General features: G+C 74.9%; 11 protein-coding genes. 5 read left to right on the plus strand and 6 right to left on the minus strand.

What is annotated here, in order from left to right; translation table 11 throughout:
- Positions 1 to 141: 141 nt before the first annotated feature.
- Positions 142 to 1,803 (plus strand): glutamine-hydrolyzing GMP synthase, encoded by a 1,662-nt coding sequence (gene guaA, locus CBOVI_RS02295; RefSeq protein ID WP_010267372.1) that lies wholly within the window; start codon positions 142 to 144, stop codon positions 1,801 to 1,803.
- A 96-nt stretch (positions 1,804 to 1,899) separates the two neighbouring features.
- On the opposite strand, the gene CBOVI_RS02300 is transcribed toward guaA, so the two are convergent.
- Positions 1,900 to 2,415, minus strand: a complete 516-nt coding sequence (locus tag CBOVI_RS02300; protein WP_010267373.1) for a hypothetical protein — start codon at positions 2,413 to 2,415, stop codon at positions 1,900 to 1,902.
- Between the two features lie 330 nt (positions 2,416 to 2,745).
- Here CBOVI_RS02300 and imuA' point away from each other — a divergent pair, with 330 nt between their 5' ends.
- From imuA' to CBOVI_RS02315, 3 genes are all read left to right on the plus strand, one after another.
- Positions 2,746 to 3,690: a DnaE2-dependent mutagenesis accessory factor ImuA' gene (imuA', locus tag CBOVI_RS02305; protein WP_125187162.1), complete on the plus strand. Its 945-nt coding sequence runs from the start codon at positions 2,746 to 2,748 to the stop codon at positions 3,688 to 3,690.
- Positions 3,687 to 5,609 (plus strand): Y-family DNA polymerase, encoded by a 1,923-nt coding sequence (locus CBOVI_RS02310; protein ID WP_232625802.1) that lies wholly within the window; start codon positions 3,687 to 3,689, stop codon positions 5,607 to 5,609. Before imuA' ends, CBOVI_RS02310 begins: the two co-directional genes overlap by 4 nt.
- 129 nt (positions 5,610 to 5,738) lie before the next feature.
- A complete protein-coding gene (locus tag CBOVI_RS02315) occupies positions 5,739 to 6,950 on the plus strand; it encodes a ferredoxin family protein (RefSeq protein WP_010275210.1) in 1,212 nt (403 codons plus the stop codon).
- A gap of 59 nt (positions 6,951 to 7,009) precedes the next feature.
- On the opposite strand, the gene CBOVI_RS02320 is transcribed toward CBOVI_RS02315, so the two are convergent.
- The 4 genes from CBOVI_RS02320 to CBOVI_RS02335 all read right to left on the minus strand — a co-directional run bounded on the left by CBOVI_RS02320 (position 7,010) and on the right by CBOVI_RS02335 (position 10,503).
- Positions 7,010 to 7,597 (minus strand): AMIN-like domain-containing (lipo)protein, encoded by a 588-nt coding sequence (locus tag CBOVI_RS02320; RefSeq protein ID WP_125173586.1) that lies wholly within the window; start codon positions 7,595 to 7,597, stop codon positions 7,010 to 7,012.
- Between the two features lie 197 nt (positions 7,598 to 7,794).
- Positions 7,795 to 8,481 carry a methionine ABC transporter permease gene (locus tag CBOVI_RS02325; protein WP_010266038.1) on the minus strand — a complete coding sequence of 229 codons (687 nt, stop codon included), beginning with the start codon at positions 8,479 to 8,481 and terminating at the stop codon, positions 7,795 to 7,797.
- Positions 8,478 to 9,551, minus strand: a complete 1,074-nt coding sequence (locus CBOVI_RS02330; RefSeq protein ID WP_010266034.1) for a methionine ABC transporter ATP-binding protein — start codon at positions 9,549 to 9,551, stop codon at positions 8,478 to 8,480. Before CBOVI_RS02330 ends, CBOVI_RS02325 begins: the two co-directional genes overlap by 4 nt.
- Positions 9,552 to 9,597: 46 nt before the next feature.
- Positions 9,598 to 10,503, minus strand: coding sequence for a MetQ/NlpA family ABC transporter substrate-binding protein (locus CBOVI_RS02335; protein WP_010266031.1), 906 nt, complete (start codon positions 10,501 to 10,503; stop codon positions 9,598 to 9,600).
- Between the two features lie 371 nt (positions 10,504 to 10,874).
- Here CBOVI_RS02335 and CBOVI_RS02340 point away from each other — a divergent pair, with 371 nt between their 5' ends.
- A complete protein-coding gene (locus CBOVI_RS02340; protein WP_010266028.1) occupies positions 10,875 to 14,195 on the plus strand; it encodes an error-prone DNA polymerase in 3,321 nt (1,106 codons plus the stop codon).
- On the opposite strand, the gene CBOVI_RS02345 is transcribed toward CBOVI_RS02340, so the two are convergent.
- Positions 14,188 to 15,543 (minus strand): lipase family protein, encoded by a 1,356-nt coding sequence (locus tag CBOVI_RS02345; RefSeq protein ID WP_232625805.1) that lies wholly within the window; start codon positions 15,541 to 15,543, stop codon positions 14,188 to 14,190. The two genes, CBOVI_RS02340 and CBOVI_RS02345, sit on opposite strands and share 8 nt — an antisense overlap.
- Positions 15,544 to 15,576 lie beyond the last annotated feature (33 nt).

Genomic DNA, 15,576 nt, shown 5'->3' on the forward strand with positions numbered 1-15,576 from the left:
CGCGGGTGCGCGCGGGCCGGGCGCGCGGGGCGGGCGTGGGTGCGCGCCCCGGCGGGGTGGCGGCCGGCCCCCGGGGGGTGACGTGGGCTTGGGGGAGGCGTCCGGGCGTCGGGTAGAGTGCACCGTGTGTCGAAGGAAACCGTGACGAACCCCGGACCAGGAGCAGCACGGCAGGCCCCGCGCCGGCCCGTGCTGGTCGTCGATTTCGGAGCCCAGTACGCGCAGCTCATCGCCCGTCGCGTCCGTGAGGCCCGCCTCTACTCCGAGGTTGTCCCGCACACGATGGGGGTGGAGGAGATCCGCGCGAAGGACCCTGCCGCGCTCATCCTCTCCGGCGGGCCGTCGTCCGTCTACGCCGACGGCGCCCCGGCCCTCCGCGAGGAACTGCTCGAGCTCGGCGTGCCCGTGTTCGGCATCTGCTACGGCTTCCAGGCCATGACCCACGCCCTCGGCGGGACGGTCGCCCACACCGGTGACCGGGAGTACGGGCGGACCACGATGACCGTCACCGGCGGCCGGCTGCACGCCGGGCTCGGTGCGGCGGCGGGTGCCGGCGACGGTGCCGGTGCCGACGGGGCCGCCTCCACCCAGCAGGTGTGGATGAGCCACGGCGACGCCGTGACCGCCGCCCCGGACGGGTTCGAGGTCACCGCCACCTCCGACGGGGCGCCCGTCGCCGCCTTCGAGTGCGTCGACCGCCGCATGGCCGGCGTCCAGTACCACCCCGAGGTCCTGCACTCCCCGCACGGCCAGGAGGTGCTCACCCGCTTCCTCACGGACATCGCCGGGCTGGAGCCGACGTGGACGCCCGGTGCCATCGCCGACGAGCTCGTCGAGGCCGTCCGGGAGCAGGTCGGCCCGGAGGGGCGCGCGATCTGCGGGCTGTCCGGCGGGGTGGACTCCGCCGTCGCCGCGGCGATCGTCCAGCGCGCCATCGGTGACCGTCTGACCTGTGTCTTCGTGGACCACGGCCTGCTGCGGCAGGGGGAGCGGGAGCAGGTGGAGCACGACTTCGTCGCCGCGACCGGGGCGAAGCTCGTCACCGTCGACGAGCGCGAGGCGTTCCTCGACCGGCTCGCCGGGCTCACCGACCCCGAGGCCAAGCGCAAGGCCATCGGCGCGGAGTTCATCCGGTCGTTCGAACGGGCCGTCGCCGGGGTCCTCGCGGACACCGCGGGGCAGGGGGCCGGGTCCGACGGTGCCGGGCAGGGCGTGGACTTCCTCGTCCAGGGGACGCTCTACCCGGACGTCGTCGAGTCCGGCGGCGGTGCGGGCACGGCGAACATCAAGAGCCACCACAACGTCGGCGGGCTGCCCGACGACGTCGAGTTCACGCTCGTCGAACCCCTCCGGCTGCTGTTCAAGGACGAGGTCCGGGCCGTCGGCCGGGAGCTCGGCCTGCCCGACGAGATCGTCAACCGGCAGCCCTTCCCGGGGCCGGGGCTCGGCATCCGGATCATCGGCGAGGTCACCGAGGACCGGCTGCGGACCCTCCGCGCCGCCGACGCGATCGCCCGGGCGGAGCTCACGGCCGCGGGGCTCGACGGCACGATCTGGCAGTGCCCCGTCGTGCTCCTCGCGGACGTGCGGTCCGTCGGGGTGCAGGGCGACGGGCGGACCTACGGGCACCCGGTCGTGCTGCGGCCGGTGACCAGCGAGGACGCGATGACCGCGGACTGGACCCGCGTGCCCTACGACGTGCTGGAGCGGATCTCCACCCGCATCACGAACGAGGTCGAGGAGGTCAACCGGGTGGTGCTCGACGTCACGAGCAAGCCGCCGGGAACCATCGAGTGGGAGTGAGCGGGGGCTGACGGGGGATCGGGGGGGTGAGCCACGCCCGCGGGCCGGGCGGGGTGGGGTCTCCGCCGGCGGGCCGGGCGGGGTGGGCGTGACCCGTCAGCGGCCGGTGGCGTCCGTGGAGGTCCCGGCGTCCGCGGCGTCGTCGGCGTCGTCGGTGAGGGGGAGGATGACCTCCTCGAGGGAACGGATGCGGCCGTCCGCGGCGAGGCGGGCGAAGATGTAGACCTCGTTCTCCGACCGCCGCCCGTTCGCCAGCGTGACGCTCACGATGTGCCGCTCGGCGTACCCGGTGTCCGTGGTGGTGTCCGTGGTGGTGTCCGCGGTCGCGTCGGCCGCGGTGTCGGCGGCCGTGCCGTCGGCGGGGGCGGGGGCGCCGGCGTCGCCGGGACGCGTCGTCGTCCCCTCGTCGAGGACCGTGACCTCGACGGACCGCGCGGCCTCCCGGAGCTGCGCGAAGTGGGCGAGGACAGCGTCCCGCGCGGTCCAGCGGCCGTTGACCCGCTGCCGGTAGTCCGGGGTGAGCTGGCGGTCGGCGATGGCCTCCAGCGGCTCGGTCCCCCCGACGAGCTCCTCGATCAGTGCGGCGAGACGACGGTTGCTGGCGACGGGCACGGCGGGTCCTTCCGGGGCTGGTGGGGGTGTCGGGGACAGGCTACATGGGTCGACGCGGCGGGGTCGCACGGGTGCGGCCCGCGGGGGTTGTGCGTGGTGCGCGCGGGCGGGTGCGGTGCGGGTGGCGTGGCGCGCGCCGGTGGGTGCGGTGCGGGGGCGTGCGCCGTGTGCAGGACTCTTGACGGTGGGCGGGGTGGCGGATACTGTCTCCGTCACGGGATGTGAACACATGTTCTATGGCTGTCCGGGGTGGGTGTTAGCGTCGGCGGTGTCGACGGCGGCACGGTGGTGGCGTCCTGACCGGGAGCAGAGGGATCGGAGGTGGTGACCGTGGGTGACGTGGCGGCGGAGCGGTCGTCCGCGGACCGGTCGCGGGAGGCGACGGTGGCGGACCTCCGCGCGAGGATCGCCCGCATGAGCGGTGGGACGGGTGCGCTCCCCGCGTCGCCGTCGGTCGCCCGAGCGGCCGGCGGGGCGGAGGTCCGGGAGGTGGCGCCCGGAGGCTCGACGCCCACCGGGTCCGTCGGGGTCGTGCCCGGTGGGGTCGTGCAGGGTGGGGCCGGTCAGGGGGACGACGCCGCGCCCGGCGCCCGCAGGACCGCGCCCGTCCCCGCGTGGCTCGGCGGACACCTGGCGGCAGGTGGGCTTCCCCGGGGCGCGGTGACGGTGGCGGCGGACTGCCCGCCGGTGCTCGTCGATCTCCTCACCGCCGTCACCGCGGCGGGTGGGTGCGCGGGCGTCGTGGGGTACCCCCGGCTCGCCCTCGCCGCTGTCGAGGCGGCGGGTGGGGACGTGGGGCGGATCGTCGTGGTGCCGGACCCCGCCCCGCACGCGGAGGCCGTCGTGGCGACCCTCGTCGAGGGCCTTGACCTGCTGATCTACGCGCCGGCGGGGCGGCGGGTCCCACCGACCGCGGCCCGTCCCGTCGAGGCGCGCCTGCGGCGGAGCCGGTGCGCGTTCGTGGTCTGCGGCGGGCACGACGTGTGGCCGCACGCCCGGCTGCGGATGGCGGTGCGGTCCACGGGGGTCGTCGGCCTCGGCCGCGGGTCCGGGCGGATCCGCGGCGTGGAGGTGGAGGTCAGCGTGCACGGGCGTGACCAGCCGCCGCACACCTTCACCGGCGTCGCCGGCCGGGACGTGCTCCGGGTGGCCGACGAGGGCGCCCGCGTGGCCGGGGTCGGCACGGACGGGGTCGGCGGCGGCGTGCGTGCGGACCGGGCCGGGGTCGGCGCGGCCGCTGCCCGCACCGGTACCGACGGGGCGGTGGCGCAGTGACACGGCGGGTCATCGTCCTCTGGTTCCCGGACTGGCCGGTGTACGTCGCCGGGCGGACGCACGGGTGGGACGCCCTCACCCCGGCGGCGGTCGTGACGGCGCACCGGGTGGTCGCGGCGAACGCCGCCGCCCGGGCCGCGGGCGTCCGGGTCGGGGCGCTCCGGCGGCACGCCCTCGCCGCGTGCCCGTCCCTCCTCGTCGCGGAGGACGACCCCGGGCAGCAGGCCGCGGTGCACGAGGAGGTGCTGGACGGGGTTGCCGCTGTCGCCGCGCAGGTCGAGACGCTGCGCCCCGGGTTGCTCGCCGTGTCCGGGGACGCGCTCGCCCGCTACTACGGGGACGAGGCGACCGCGGCGGAGATGCTCGTCGACGCCGCCGCCCGGGCCGGGGCGGACTGCCTCGCCGGGATCGCGGACGACCTCGTCACGGCGACGTGGGCCGCCCGGCGGGGGATGACCGTCCCGGTGGGCGGGTCCGCCCGCTTCCTCGCCGGCCTGCCGGTGGACAGCCTCGTCAGCGAGCCGGCCCTCGGGGCGCCGACGGGCCTCGTGGAGGTCCTCGCCGACCTCGGCGTGCGCACCCTCGCGGACTTCGCGGCCCTGCCCCGCGCGTACGTCGCCGGACGGTTCGGGCAGGACGCCGTCGACTGGCACCGCATCGCCTCCGGCGAACCGGAACGGGACGTCTCCCCGTCCCGCGTCGAGACCCCGCTCGAGGTCGTCCACGAACCGGACACCCCCGTGAGCAGCACGGAGACGGCGGCGTTCGTCGCCCGGCAGGCCGCAGCCCGGCTCCACGCGGCACTCGTGGGGACAGGCGAGGCGTGCCTCCGGCTCACCGTCCGGGCGTCCCTCGCCGCCCCACCCGACCACGACGGCCCCACCACCATCGAACGGACATGGCGGTGCCGTGAACCGCTGACGGAGGAGGAGACGTCCCGCCGGGTGCGCTGGCAGCTCGACGGCTGGCTGACACGCCTGCGGGCACGCACCGCCGGCGGACCCGGCCCGGCCGGCACCGGACCCGGTGACGCCGGTGAGGTCGGCGACGGGTGGGACAGCGGCGGGGACACCCCGGACATCGACCCCACCGAGGTCGGCATCCGGCGCATCGAGCTCATCCCCCTCGACCGTGTGCCCGCCGGCACGGTCGCCGAGCCGCTGTGGGGAGGGGTCGACGACGGCATCCGCGCAGCCCGGGCCGTCGCGGCCCGGGCCCAGGCGCTCATCGGGACGCAGGCCGTGTGCCGGCCCGTGCACCGTGGCGGCCGGGCCGTCGCCGGCCGGATCGTCCTCGTCCCCTACGGTGACGACGACCCCGAGCAGGTCAGCTCCCTGTCCACACGCGACTGGCGGGGTGCGCTGCCCGCCCCACTGCCGGGGCTGGTCGGAGCCCCGGACGCCGGCCACGCCCCCTCGGCGAGCGGTGCGGCGACCGGTGGTGCGGCGACCGGTGGCGCGATGACCGGTGGCGCGACGACCGGTGGTGCGGCACCCGGTGGTGCGGGTGCCCGCCGGACCCCCGACGCCCCGGGGCGGACCGCGGGGAACGACATCCGGGCCCGTCGCCGGGGCACCGCACGCGGCGTCCGTCAGGCCCCGGGGCGAGGGGGCGCGCCGGCCCCTCACGCGGGACACGCCCCGGCCGCCACGCACCCGGCCGCCGGCGTCAGGCTGCTCGACGGTGACGGCCGGCCCCTTCACGTCACGGGCCGGGGTGTCCTCAGCGCCGAACCGGCCGTGATGGAGTGGGGCGGCCGACGCCACGAGATCACCGGGTGGGCCGGCCCGTGGCCGGTCGACGAGGACTGGTGGCGGCACGGCAAGCGCTACGCGAGGATGCAGATCGCCACCGCCGAGCCCGCCGGCTACCTCCTCGTCTGCCGGAGCACCCGCTGGCGGATCGAGGCGACGTACTGACCGATGCCCCGCCCACCGCCCGCTGGTCCGCCACCCCGCCCACCGCCCGCTGGTCCGCCCTCCGCCGCGGCACGGGGCGGGGGCCGGCGAGGCCACCGGGGGGACGCGGTGCACTGCTACGCTGCACGTATGGGTACACGGCAGAATTCGGGGGTTGACCAGGACAGTGACGGCCAGCCGGGCGGCGCGCCGGCTCCCGGTCGCAGCGCAACGGACCACACGCCGGACACCCCCACCGGTCAGTCCGCCACCACCGGCCAGGCCCGCACCACCGGCCAGGCCCGCACCACCGGCCAGGCCACCACCGGCCAGCCCGCCACCACCGACCAGACCACCACCACCCGGCCCCGCCGACCCGACCCCACGCAGGACAAGTACCGCGACCTGTGCTCCGTCCTCACCGACGAGCCCCTGCCGGGCACGGCGAAGCGGGCGGACCTCGTCCTCGCGCTGGAGTACGCCGGCCCGTGGAGCCACGACATCCTCGACGGGGACACGCTGGACCCGGAGTTGTCCCGTCGGATCCGGTCGTTCGCCAAGAGCCACCGCGCGGGCATCCACTTCATCCGCAAACCCGGCCGCGCGGGCCGCCGCCGGACGGGGAGCACGCTCTTCATCGCCCACGCCCGGGCGGGCGTGCTGGAACGCCTGACCCTCGACGGCCCGGAGGACCTGCCGGACCTCGAACTCGGCGGCCCCGGCGAGACCCCGGGCGCGGAGCGGGTCACCGCGCCGGTGATGCTCGTGTGCACGCACGGCAAACGCGACCGGTGCTGCGCGGTGTTCGGCCGCCCCGTCGCCGCGGCCCTGGAGCACGCCTTCCCCCTCGACCAGGTGTGGGAGTCCTCGCACACGAAGGGCCACCGCCTCGCCCCGTCGATGATCCTCCTGCCGAGCAACCACTCCTTCGGCAGGCTCACCGCACCGCAGGCGGCGACCGTCCTCGGCCAGGCGACGCGCGGCGAGCTGCCCGTCCTCGGCAACCGCGGCCGCGGGACCCTCGACGCCGCCGGGCAGGTCGCGGAACTCGCCGTCGCGCAGGCGGTGGTCGACGCCGGCCGCACCGTCGGGCTCACCGGCCTCGACGTCCGGGAACCGTCCGCCGACGGTGACGGCCCGGGTGCGGGCCCCGGTGGACCGGGGGAGGGGACGACGGCCCCCTCCGCCACCCGCGCCTCCGACCCCGGGGAGGCGGAGTGGCGCGTCGTCACCGAGACCTCCACGGGCAGGACCTGGGAGGTGGGGATGACCCGGACGGAGGTCGGGCCGGTCGTGTCGTCCTGCGGCGGGACCCCGAAGACGACGACGGCGTGGACCGCGACGATCGTCCGCGAACTCTGACCCGCCGGCCAGGGGTCACGGGTGAGGGTGCGCGCCGGCCAGGGGTGAGGGCCCGGGTGTCAGGGGTGGCGGACGTCGACGACGATGCGCGTGGGGTTCGTCAGGACGTTGAGCGTGAACATCGGCCGCGGGCTCGCCAGGCCCAGGGTGAAGCTGTGCGTCCGCTGACCCGGCCCCGCGTCGGCGACGGAGGTGATCGCCGCGCCGGGGGTGTCCCGCGCGGCCCGGTCCGCGGCGGTCACGTCGGCGGCCGCGGGGTCGGACGACCCGGTGCCGCGGATGTCGACGGCGAGCGTGGAGTCCGAGGCGGTGACCAGCCAGCCGGGGTCGCCGGTCCCGGCGAGTTCCACGACGAAGCGGTCGAAGGTCTGGTGCTGGCCGGTGCGGACGTCGGTGATGCGCAGGTCGGCGTCCGGGGCGGCGAGGACGTCGAGCGGCTGGGTCCCGGCGAGCGGTTCAAGCTCGGACGACGGCGTGTGCAGCACCTGGGTCTCCGGCACGCCCGGGGCCGGGACGCTCGGCGACGTCACCGGCGCGGTCGTCACGGGGGCGGAGTCCGACGTCCCGCAGGACGCCAGAGCCGCGAGACTGCACGCCGTCGCCACGGCGGTGCAGGCGGTGGAGGGTCGCTGGAATGGGGTGCGCATCGCACATGAGAATACAGGCTTCACCGGTGAAGCACCACGGTTGGGGGAGACCCCGGGACGCCCGCCGGCGGGGGAGGCCCGGTCAGGCCCCCGGCCCGCCGGCGGAGGGCTCCGTCGACCCCCGGCACCGGCCCCTCCGACCGTGCGGTGCCCGCCCCCCGCGACCGGCACCGGCCCCCGTCGACCCCCCGGCGGCGTCAGCGCCGCATGATCCGCCGGGCGAGCCAGTTCCCCGCGAGCTGCGCGATCTGCACGATGACGATGATGACGGCGAGCGTCACGTACGTCACGTTCCAGTCGAAGGCCCGGTAGCCGTACTGGATGGCGAAGTCACCGAGGCCGCCGGCGCCGATGTACCCGGCCATCGCGGTCATGTCGACGATGGCGATGAACATGAACGTGAACCCGAGGATGAGCGGGCCGAGCGCCTCCGGGATGATGACGGTGAAGATGATCCGCAGCGGGGAGGCACCCATCGCCCGCGCGGCCTCGACGACGCCCGGGTCGATGGACACGAGGTTCTGCTCGACGATCCGCGCCGCGCCGAACGAGGCGGCGACGACGATCGCGAACGTCGCGGCGTTGATGCCGATCGTCGTCCCCACCACGACCTTCGTCAACGGGCCGAGGGCGGTGAGCAGGATGATGAACGGGATCGGGCGGATGACGTTGACGAGCACGTTGATCGTCCAGAACGCCGGCCGGTTGGCGAGGATGCCGCCGGAGCGCGTCGTGTACAGGAGGATGCCGAGGATGAGGCCGAACACGCCGCCGGCGACGAGCGCCCACACGGCCATGTACAGGGTCTCGACGATCGAGTCCCGGAAGATGGGGGAGAGGAACTCCCAGTTCGTCTCCTTCGCGAGAATGAGGGTGTCGCTCATCGGATCTCCTCGATGGTCGTCGTGCGGGTCAGGGACGCGGCGAAGTCCTCGATGGCCTGCGTGCCGGCGTCGTCGTGCGGGGTGAGCCGGACGGTCAGGCGGCCGAAGGAGTGGTGCTGCAGGGTCGTCACCCCGCCGTGGACGATGTTCACGCTCACACCCGCGGCGGAGACACGGGACACGGCGTCGAAGAACCCGGCCCCCTCCTGCATCGTCACCGTGAACAGCCGGCCCGTGCCCGCCTGGAGGTCCTCCGCCTCGACGAGGTCGGGGGTGTTGCGCAGGGAGGTGGCGACGAAGTCGGCGGCGACGGACGTCGACGGTGAGGAGAAGACCTCGTACACGGACCCCTCCTCGACGACGCGGCCGCCGGCCATGACGACGACCCGGTCGGCGATGGTGCGCACGACCTCCATCTCGTGGGTGATGACGACGATCGTCACCCCGAGCTCACGGTTGATGCGCCGGAGGAGCTCGAGGACGTCACGCGTCGTCGTCGGGTCGAGGGCGGACGTCGCCTCGTCGGCGAGCAGCAGCGACGGGTCCGTCGCGAGCGCCCGGGCGATGCCGACGCGCTGCTTCTGGCCGCCGGAGAGCTGGTCCGGGTAGGCCTTTCCCCGGTCGCCCAGGCCGACGAAGTCCAGCATCTCCGCGACGCGGCGGCGGCGCTCCGCCCGCCCGACCCCGCGGACCTCCAGGGGGTAGGCGACGTTGCCCTCGACCGTGCGGGAGCTCAGCAGGTTGAACTGCTGGAAGATCATGCCGATGTCGGCGCGCAGGGCGCGCAGCCCGGCCTCCCGGACGGGGACGATGTCCCGCCCGTCGAGGAGGATCTGGCCGGACGTGGGCTTGTCCAGGCCGTTGATCTGCCGGACCAGCGTCGACTTCCCGGCACCGGAGTACCCGATGACCCCGACGATGCTGCCGGAGGGGATGGTGACGCTGACGTCGTCCAGGGCCGTGACCTCCTTCCGGCCCTGGTGGAAGGTCTTCGTGACGTTCCGGAACTCGACGGAGGTGCCGGTGCGGGCGTCCGGTCGGGTCCCGGTGCGGAGTGCTGGTTCGCTCATCATCGTCCTAGAGGTGAGGTCGGGGTCGGGCGGGGGCTCCGGCGCGTCAGTTGCTCTCGGCGCGGAACTTGTCCTCGGTCTCCCGCAGGATCTGCCGGAGCTCCTCGGGGGAGGTGTTCACCTCGACGGCGGTGCCCTGGGAGTCGGCGGACACGGCCTTCTGCACCTCGGGGTCGTGCCAGATCTCGACGAGCTTGGCGATCGTCGGGTCGTCCTTGCGGGCCTCGGTGGTGACGAACACGTTGATGTACGGCTTCGCGGACTCCTGCTTGGGGTCGTCCTTCGCGACGGCGTCGGCGGCGGTGACGCCCGCGGCGCTGAGGAAGTTGTTGTTGATGACCGCGGGGGTGCCGTCGTTGAAGGCGGTGGCGGTCTGCGCGGCGTCGACCGGGACGACGGTGACCTTCGACCGGCCGGTGTCGATGTCGGCCGGGGTCGGGGTGAGCTTGTCCTTGCTCTTCAGGGTGACGAGGCCGGCGGAGGCGAGGACGTTGATGGCCCGGCCCTGGTTGGTCTGGTCGTTCGGGATCGCGACGCGGCCCGCGGCGGCGACGGCGGAGACGGAGCGGTCGCCCTTGGTGTACAGGCCGAGGGGGAAGATCTCCGTCGCGCCGACGGGGACGAGGGTGTCCCCGGACTCCACGTTGTACTTCGCGAGGAACTGGATGTGCTGGAACTGGTTCGTGTCGATGTCGCCCTGGCCCAGCGCGCGGTTGGGCTGGGTGTAGTCGGTGAAGGACTCGATGTCGACCTTCACCCCGGCCTCCTCTGCCTTCTTCTTGAAGACCTGCCACTGGCTCTTGTCCGCCTCGGTGGCGCCGATGCGGATGGGGGTGTCCCCGCCGTCGCCGGGGGTGGTGCCGTCGTCCATGCAGGCGGCGAGGCTGAGGGCCGAGGCGAGGGCGACGACGCCGGCGGTGACGGTGCGGATGAGGGGGCGGCGGTGGGACACGGGCTTTCTCCTGTGTGCGGGGTGTGGGGGACGCGGCACCGTCCGGTGCGTGGCACCGGTGCAGGTGGGCGTGGTATGTGGTCGCTCACGCTAGCACCCGTAAGCAAGGATGGACAACTCTGTCTAGTTGCTGCCCGGCGGGGGTGCGGGGGAGGTGGGGGCGGGGGTGCGGCAGGTGCGTGCGCGGGGCGCGGGGGCGGTGGATCCGACGGTGGATCCGGGGGAGGGGAGGTGCGCGCGCGGGGCGCGGGTGGATGTGGTGTGGTGCGGGGGGCCGGTGGGTGTGGCGTGGGTGTGGTGTGGGTGGGCGGCCGGGTGGATCTCTCGATCACAGGTTCGAATCGCGGGCGGCGGTGGTGTAGGGTGGCGGCATGGCAGGCTTCTCGAACGCTGCCCCGCTCAGGTGGTCGCAGCTGGAACGGATCCTCTCCGGTGAGGGGGCCGGGACCCTCGTTCCCGGTGGGGTCGCGGGTCGCCGGGCGGGGTCCGGCGCGGTGCGGGGTGGTGGGGGTGAGGGGGACGACGTACCCCTCACCCCGGCGGTGACGTGCGCGCATCCGGCGGCGGAGCTCCATGCGGCCGGCTCCTACAGTTTCCTCCGCGGGGCCAGTGACCCGGAGGAGTACGTCGCGGCGGCGGCCGAGCTCGGCGTGACGGTCCTCTGTCTCATGGACCGGGACGGGTTCTACGGCGCCGCCCGCACCGCGGTCGCGGCGGCGGAGGCGGGCGTGGGGACCGTCTTCGGTGTCGAACTGTCGGTCGACGGGACCGGTGACCCGCCGCTGACGGTGATCTGCCGGGGACAGGAAGGCTACCGCAGGGCCTCCCGCGCGGTCACGGCGGCGAAGATGGCCGTCCGGGACAAGGACGGGGCGGTCTACCCGCCGTTGGAGGAGCTCGCCGTGCAGGCGGGGGGGCACTGGACGGTCGTCGTCGACCCCTCCTGGGCAGGGCGGGCGGACCGGCTCGTCGAGCTCTTCGGTGCGGACCGGTGCGTCGTCGAGCTCCGGCAGACGATGGACCCGGCGGACGTGGACGACAACGCCACGCTGCACGCCGTCGCCGGGCGCCTCGGGCTCCGCGAGATCGTGACGGCCCTGCCGACGTGCGCGTCACCGGGGCGGGCGCGGCTCTCCGCCGCGAAGACCGCGCTGCACGTCCGCGAGGACGTCGGGGCGGCCTCCCCGCGGACCCACCCGGCGGGCGGGTCGTGGCTGCGGTCCGGGGAGGAGCTCCTCGCGCTCGCCGGGGACTGCGCGTGGCTGCGGGACGCCGTCGGGGCGACGGTCGCGCTCGCGGAGGAGTGCGCGTTCACCCTCGACCTCGTCGCGCCCGGGCTGCCGCGGCTGCCCGTGCCGGACGGCAGCACGGAGGCCGACCGGCTGCGGGAGCTCACGGAGGCCGGGGCGCGGGAACGCTACGGCACCCGGGAGGACGCGCCGCGGGCGTGGGCCGTCATCGACAGGGAACTCGGGGTCATCGGTGACCTGGGCTTCCCCGGGTACTTCCTCATCGTCCACGACATCGTGCACTTCTGCCACGAGTCCGGGATCCTGTGCCAGGGCCGGGGGTCGGCGGCGAACTCGGCGGTGTGCTTCGCCCTCGGGGTGACGAACGTCGACGCCGTCGCGGCCGGGCTGCTCTTCGAACGGTTCCTCTCCCCGGAGCGGGACGGGCCGCCGGACATCGACCTCGACATCGAGTCCGGGCGGCGGGAGGAGGTCATCCAGTACGTCTACCGGCGGTACGGGCGGGACAACGCCGCGCAGGTCGCCAACGTCATCACCTACCGGCGGAAGGCGGCGCTCCGCGACGCCGGCCGGGCGCTGGGCTACGACCAGGGCCGGATCGACGGCTGGACGCGGGCGCTCGCGGAGGGCGGCGGGCGCGCCGGCCGCGGTGGCCGGGATGGCGGTGCCGGGCGGGATGGCGGTGCCGGTCACGACCCCGGGGCCGTGCCGGAGCAGGTGCTCGCCCTCGCGGACCAGCTGCGGGGGCAACCCCGGCACCTGGGCATCCACTCCGGGGGCATGGTCATCTGCGACCGGCCGATCGCCGACGTCGTCCCCACCGAGTGGGCGCGGATGGAGGACCGGTCCGTCGTCCAGTGGGACAAGGACGACTGCGCCGCCGTCGGCCTGGTGAAGTTCGACCTGCTGGGCCTGGGGATGCTCGAGGTCCTGCACCACGCCGTCGACCTCGTCGAGGAGCACCGTGGACGCCGCGTCGACCTGTGGCGGCTCACCCCGGACGACCCCGGGGTCTACGAGATGCTGTGCCGCGGCGACGCCGTCGGGGTGTTCCAGGTCGAGTCCCGGGCCCAGCTGGCGACGCTCCCGCGCCTCCGCCCGCGGCGGTTCTTCGACCTCGTCGTCGAGGTCGCGCTCATCCGGCCCGGGCCGATCCAGGGCGGGTCCGTGCACCCGTACATCCGGCGGCGCAACGGGAAGGAACCCGTCACCTACGACCACCCGTGCCTCCGCCCCGCGCTGGAGAAGACCCTCGGCGTGCCGCTGTTCCAGGAGCAGCTCATGCAGCTCGTCGTCGACGCCGCCGGGTTCACCCCCGCCGAGGCGGACTCGCTGCGCCGGGCGATGGGCTCCAAACGCTCACCGGAGAAGATGGCCCGGCTGCGCGGCCGGTTCTACGACGGGCTCCGGCGGGAACACGGCATCACCGGGTCGGTCGCCGACGGGCTGTGGGACCGGATCGTCGCCTTCGCCAGCTACGGGTTCCCGGAGTCGCACGCCCAGTCCTTCGCCTCGCTCGTGTACTTCTCCGCGTGGTTCAAGTACCACTACCCGGCGGAGTTCTGCGTGGCGCTGCTGCGCTCCCAGCCGATGGGCTTCTACTCGCCGCAGTCCCTCGTCGCCGACGCCCGGCGGCACGGCGTCACGATCCTGCCCGTCGACGTCAACGCCTCCGCCGTCGAGGCGGACGTCGAACGGCCCGGCGGCGCGGCGACCGGCCCGGGGGCGGACCCCGGGGCGATCCGGCTCGGCCTCGGCTCCGTGCGGGGCCTCGGGGACCCCGCGGCCGCACGGATCGTCGCCGCCCGGGAACGCATCGGCCGGTTCGCCCAGGTCACGGACCTGGCGCGGGAGGCCGACCTCGGGGTGGCGGCGGTGGAACGGCTCGCCCGGGCCGGGGCGTTGGACTCGCTCGGCCTCGACCGGCGCCAGGCCGTGTGGGTCGCGGGGACGGCGGCGACGGAACGCCCCGGGATGCTGCCCGGGACCTCCGGGTGCACGGCCCCGGCCCTGCCGGGGATGAGCGCCATCGACCTCGCCGTCGCCGACGTCGCGGCGACCGGGGTCACCGCCGACGGTCACCCCGTGCGGCTCCTCCGGGAGCACCTCGACCGGCGGGGCGTCGTCCCCGCCGCGCGGCTCACCGCCGTCGAGGACGGGCGGCGGATCCGCGTCGCCGGGGTCGTCACCCACCGGCAGCGGCCGCACACCGCCAGCGGCGTCATCTTCCTCGGCCTCGAGGACGAGACCGGACTCGCGAACATCATGGTGAGCCCGGGACTGTGGCGGCGGTGCCGGGCCACGGGGACCGTCGTCGTCCGGGGCATCGTGGAGAACGCCTCCGGGGCGGCGACCGTCCGCGCCGACCTCATCGAACCGCTCGACATCGCGGGCGTGCCCGGACTCCGGGCGATCAGCGGCCCCTCCCGGGACTTCAGGTGAGCTCGCCGCACGACGACGGGGCCGGCACGTCCCGGAACCGGTCGAGCATGTACGCGAAGGACTGCGGCAGGTTCGTCACCAACGGCACCGCGTGGTTGAGCGACGACCCCGGCAGCACCGACGGCATCGGGTCCGCGGTGAACTGCACCGTCGCCCCCTGCTCGCAGTACTCCCGGGCCAACTCCCGGGCCTGGTCGAACGGGATCGTGTCGTCGTTGACGGCGTTGAGGATGAGCACCGGCCCCGACACCGGGCGGGTGCCCAGCATCTGGGCGGCCACGATCCCCGAGAGCGTCGGGTCGTTGTCCACGATCTCGCCGAAGCTCTCACCGGTCTTCGTCAACGACCGGGAGCTCGTGAACCCCCACGTCGCGACGGAGTCCGTGATGCACCGGTTCGGCGTGTCCGCGAGGAACCGCTTGCCACGCTCGTTGAAGTGCACGTCGACCAGCGGCGCGAGATCCGGGTGCCGCTCCAGCTGCCCGGCGAGCGTGTACCCGATGACCCCGGCGATGGCGTTGCCGTCCACCGCCTCCAGCACCCGGCGGAGATTCGCCGGCGGGGCACCCGCGTACGTCCCCTTCACCGTGAGCTCGGGCGCGTACGACGCCGCCAGCTCGGCGGCCGCCGCCACCGCCCCGCCACCCTGGGAGTACCCGTAGAAACCCACCGGCGAATCCGCCGGTTGGCCGTCGAGCGCCAGGGCCGCCCGGGCGGCGTCGAGCACCGCCCGACCCTCCTCGACCGTGTCGACGTACGTGTGCTGACCCGGGGTGCCCAGGCCGATGTAGTCCGTGACGACGACCCGCATCCCCAGCACACTCGCGAGCTGGTAGAAGGGGATCTCGTAGTTGACGTTCACCGCGCCGACCGCCGGGTCGCCGCCGACCGTCTGGAGGACCGAGCGCGACGGGGCGCACGAGTCCCCGCCACCGCGCGTCCCCGGGGCGAACACGATCGTCGGCACCGGACCCGGCCCCGACCACGGGGTCGTCGGCTCGATGACGACACCGCTCACCGCCACCGGCACACCGTCCTCCCGGGTCGACGTGTACAGCATCGACCGGGCCTGACCCGGACCCGGCACACCCGCCAGGTCCAGCAGCTGCGGGGCGGGACGCGACCGGATCACCGCGCCGGGGGTCGGCGGCAACTCCGCCGGCGGGGTGTAGAAGGGGTCGTCCGTCGAACTGAGGACAGGGCCCGACGGCAGGGCCGGCAGCCCCGGCACCGCCGGCACGCCCGGCAGGGACCCGGCCGGCGGCGCGGGCACCGCCGCGCCGGCCGAGGCCGGGGCGGTGGCGGCGACCGCACCCGCGAGGGTGAGGGCGAGAACGGAGGTGACCACGGAACGCAGGAGACCGGTGGGACGGCGTGAGCC

It is taken from the genome of Corynebacterium bovis DSM 20582 = CIP 54.80 (assembly GCF_030408615.1).
Lineage (GTDB): Bacteria > Actinomycetota > Actinomycetes > Mycobacteriales > Mycobacteriaceae > Corynebacterium > Corynebacterium bovis.

Bases quoted from the DNA above. Each gene is read 5' to 3' on its own strand.
- CBOVI_RS02320 (WP_125173586.1), bottom strand. From the start codon at position 7,597: ATGCGCACCCCATTCCAGCGACCCTCCACCGCCTGCACCGCCGTGGCG.
- CBOVI_RS02330 (WP_010266034.1), bottom strand. From the start codon at position 9,551: ATGAGCGAACCAGCACTCCGCACCGGGACCCGACCGGACGCCCGCACC.
- CBOVI_RS02340 (WP_010266028.1), top strand. From the start codon at position 10,875: ATGGCAGGCTTCTCGAACGCTGCCCCGCTCAGGTGGTCGCAGCTGGAA.
- CBOVI_RS02325 (WP_010266038.1), bottom strand. From the start codon at position 8,481: ATGAGCGACACCCTCATTCTCGCGAAGGAGACGAACTGGGAGTTCCTC.
- CBOVI_RS02315 (WP_010275210.1), top strand. From the start codon at position 5,739: ATGGGTACACGGCAGAATTCGGGGGTTGACCAGGACAGTGACGGCCAG.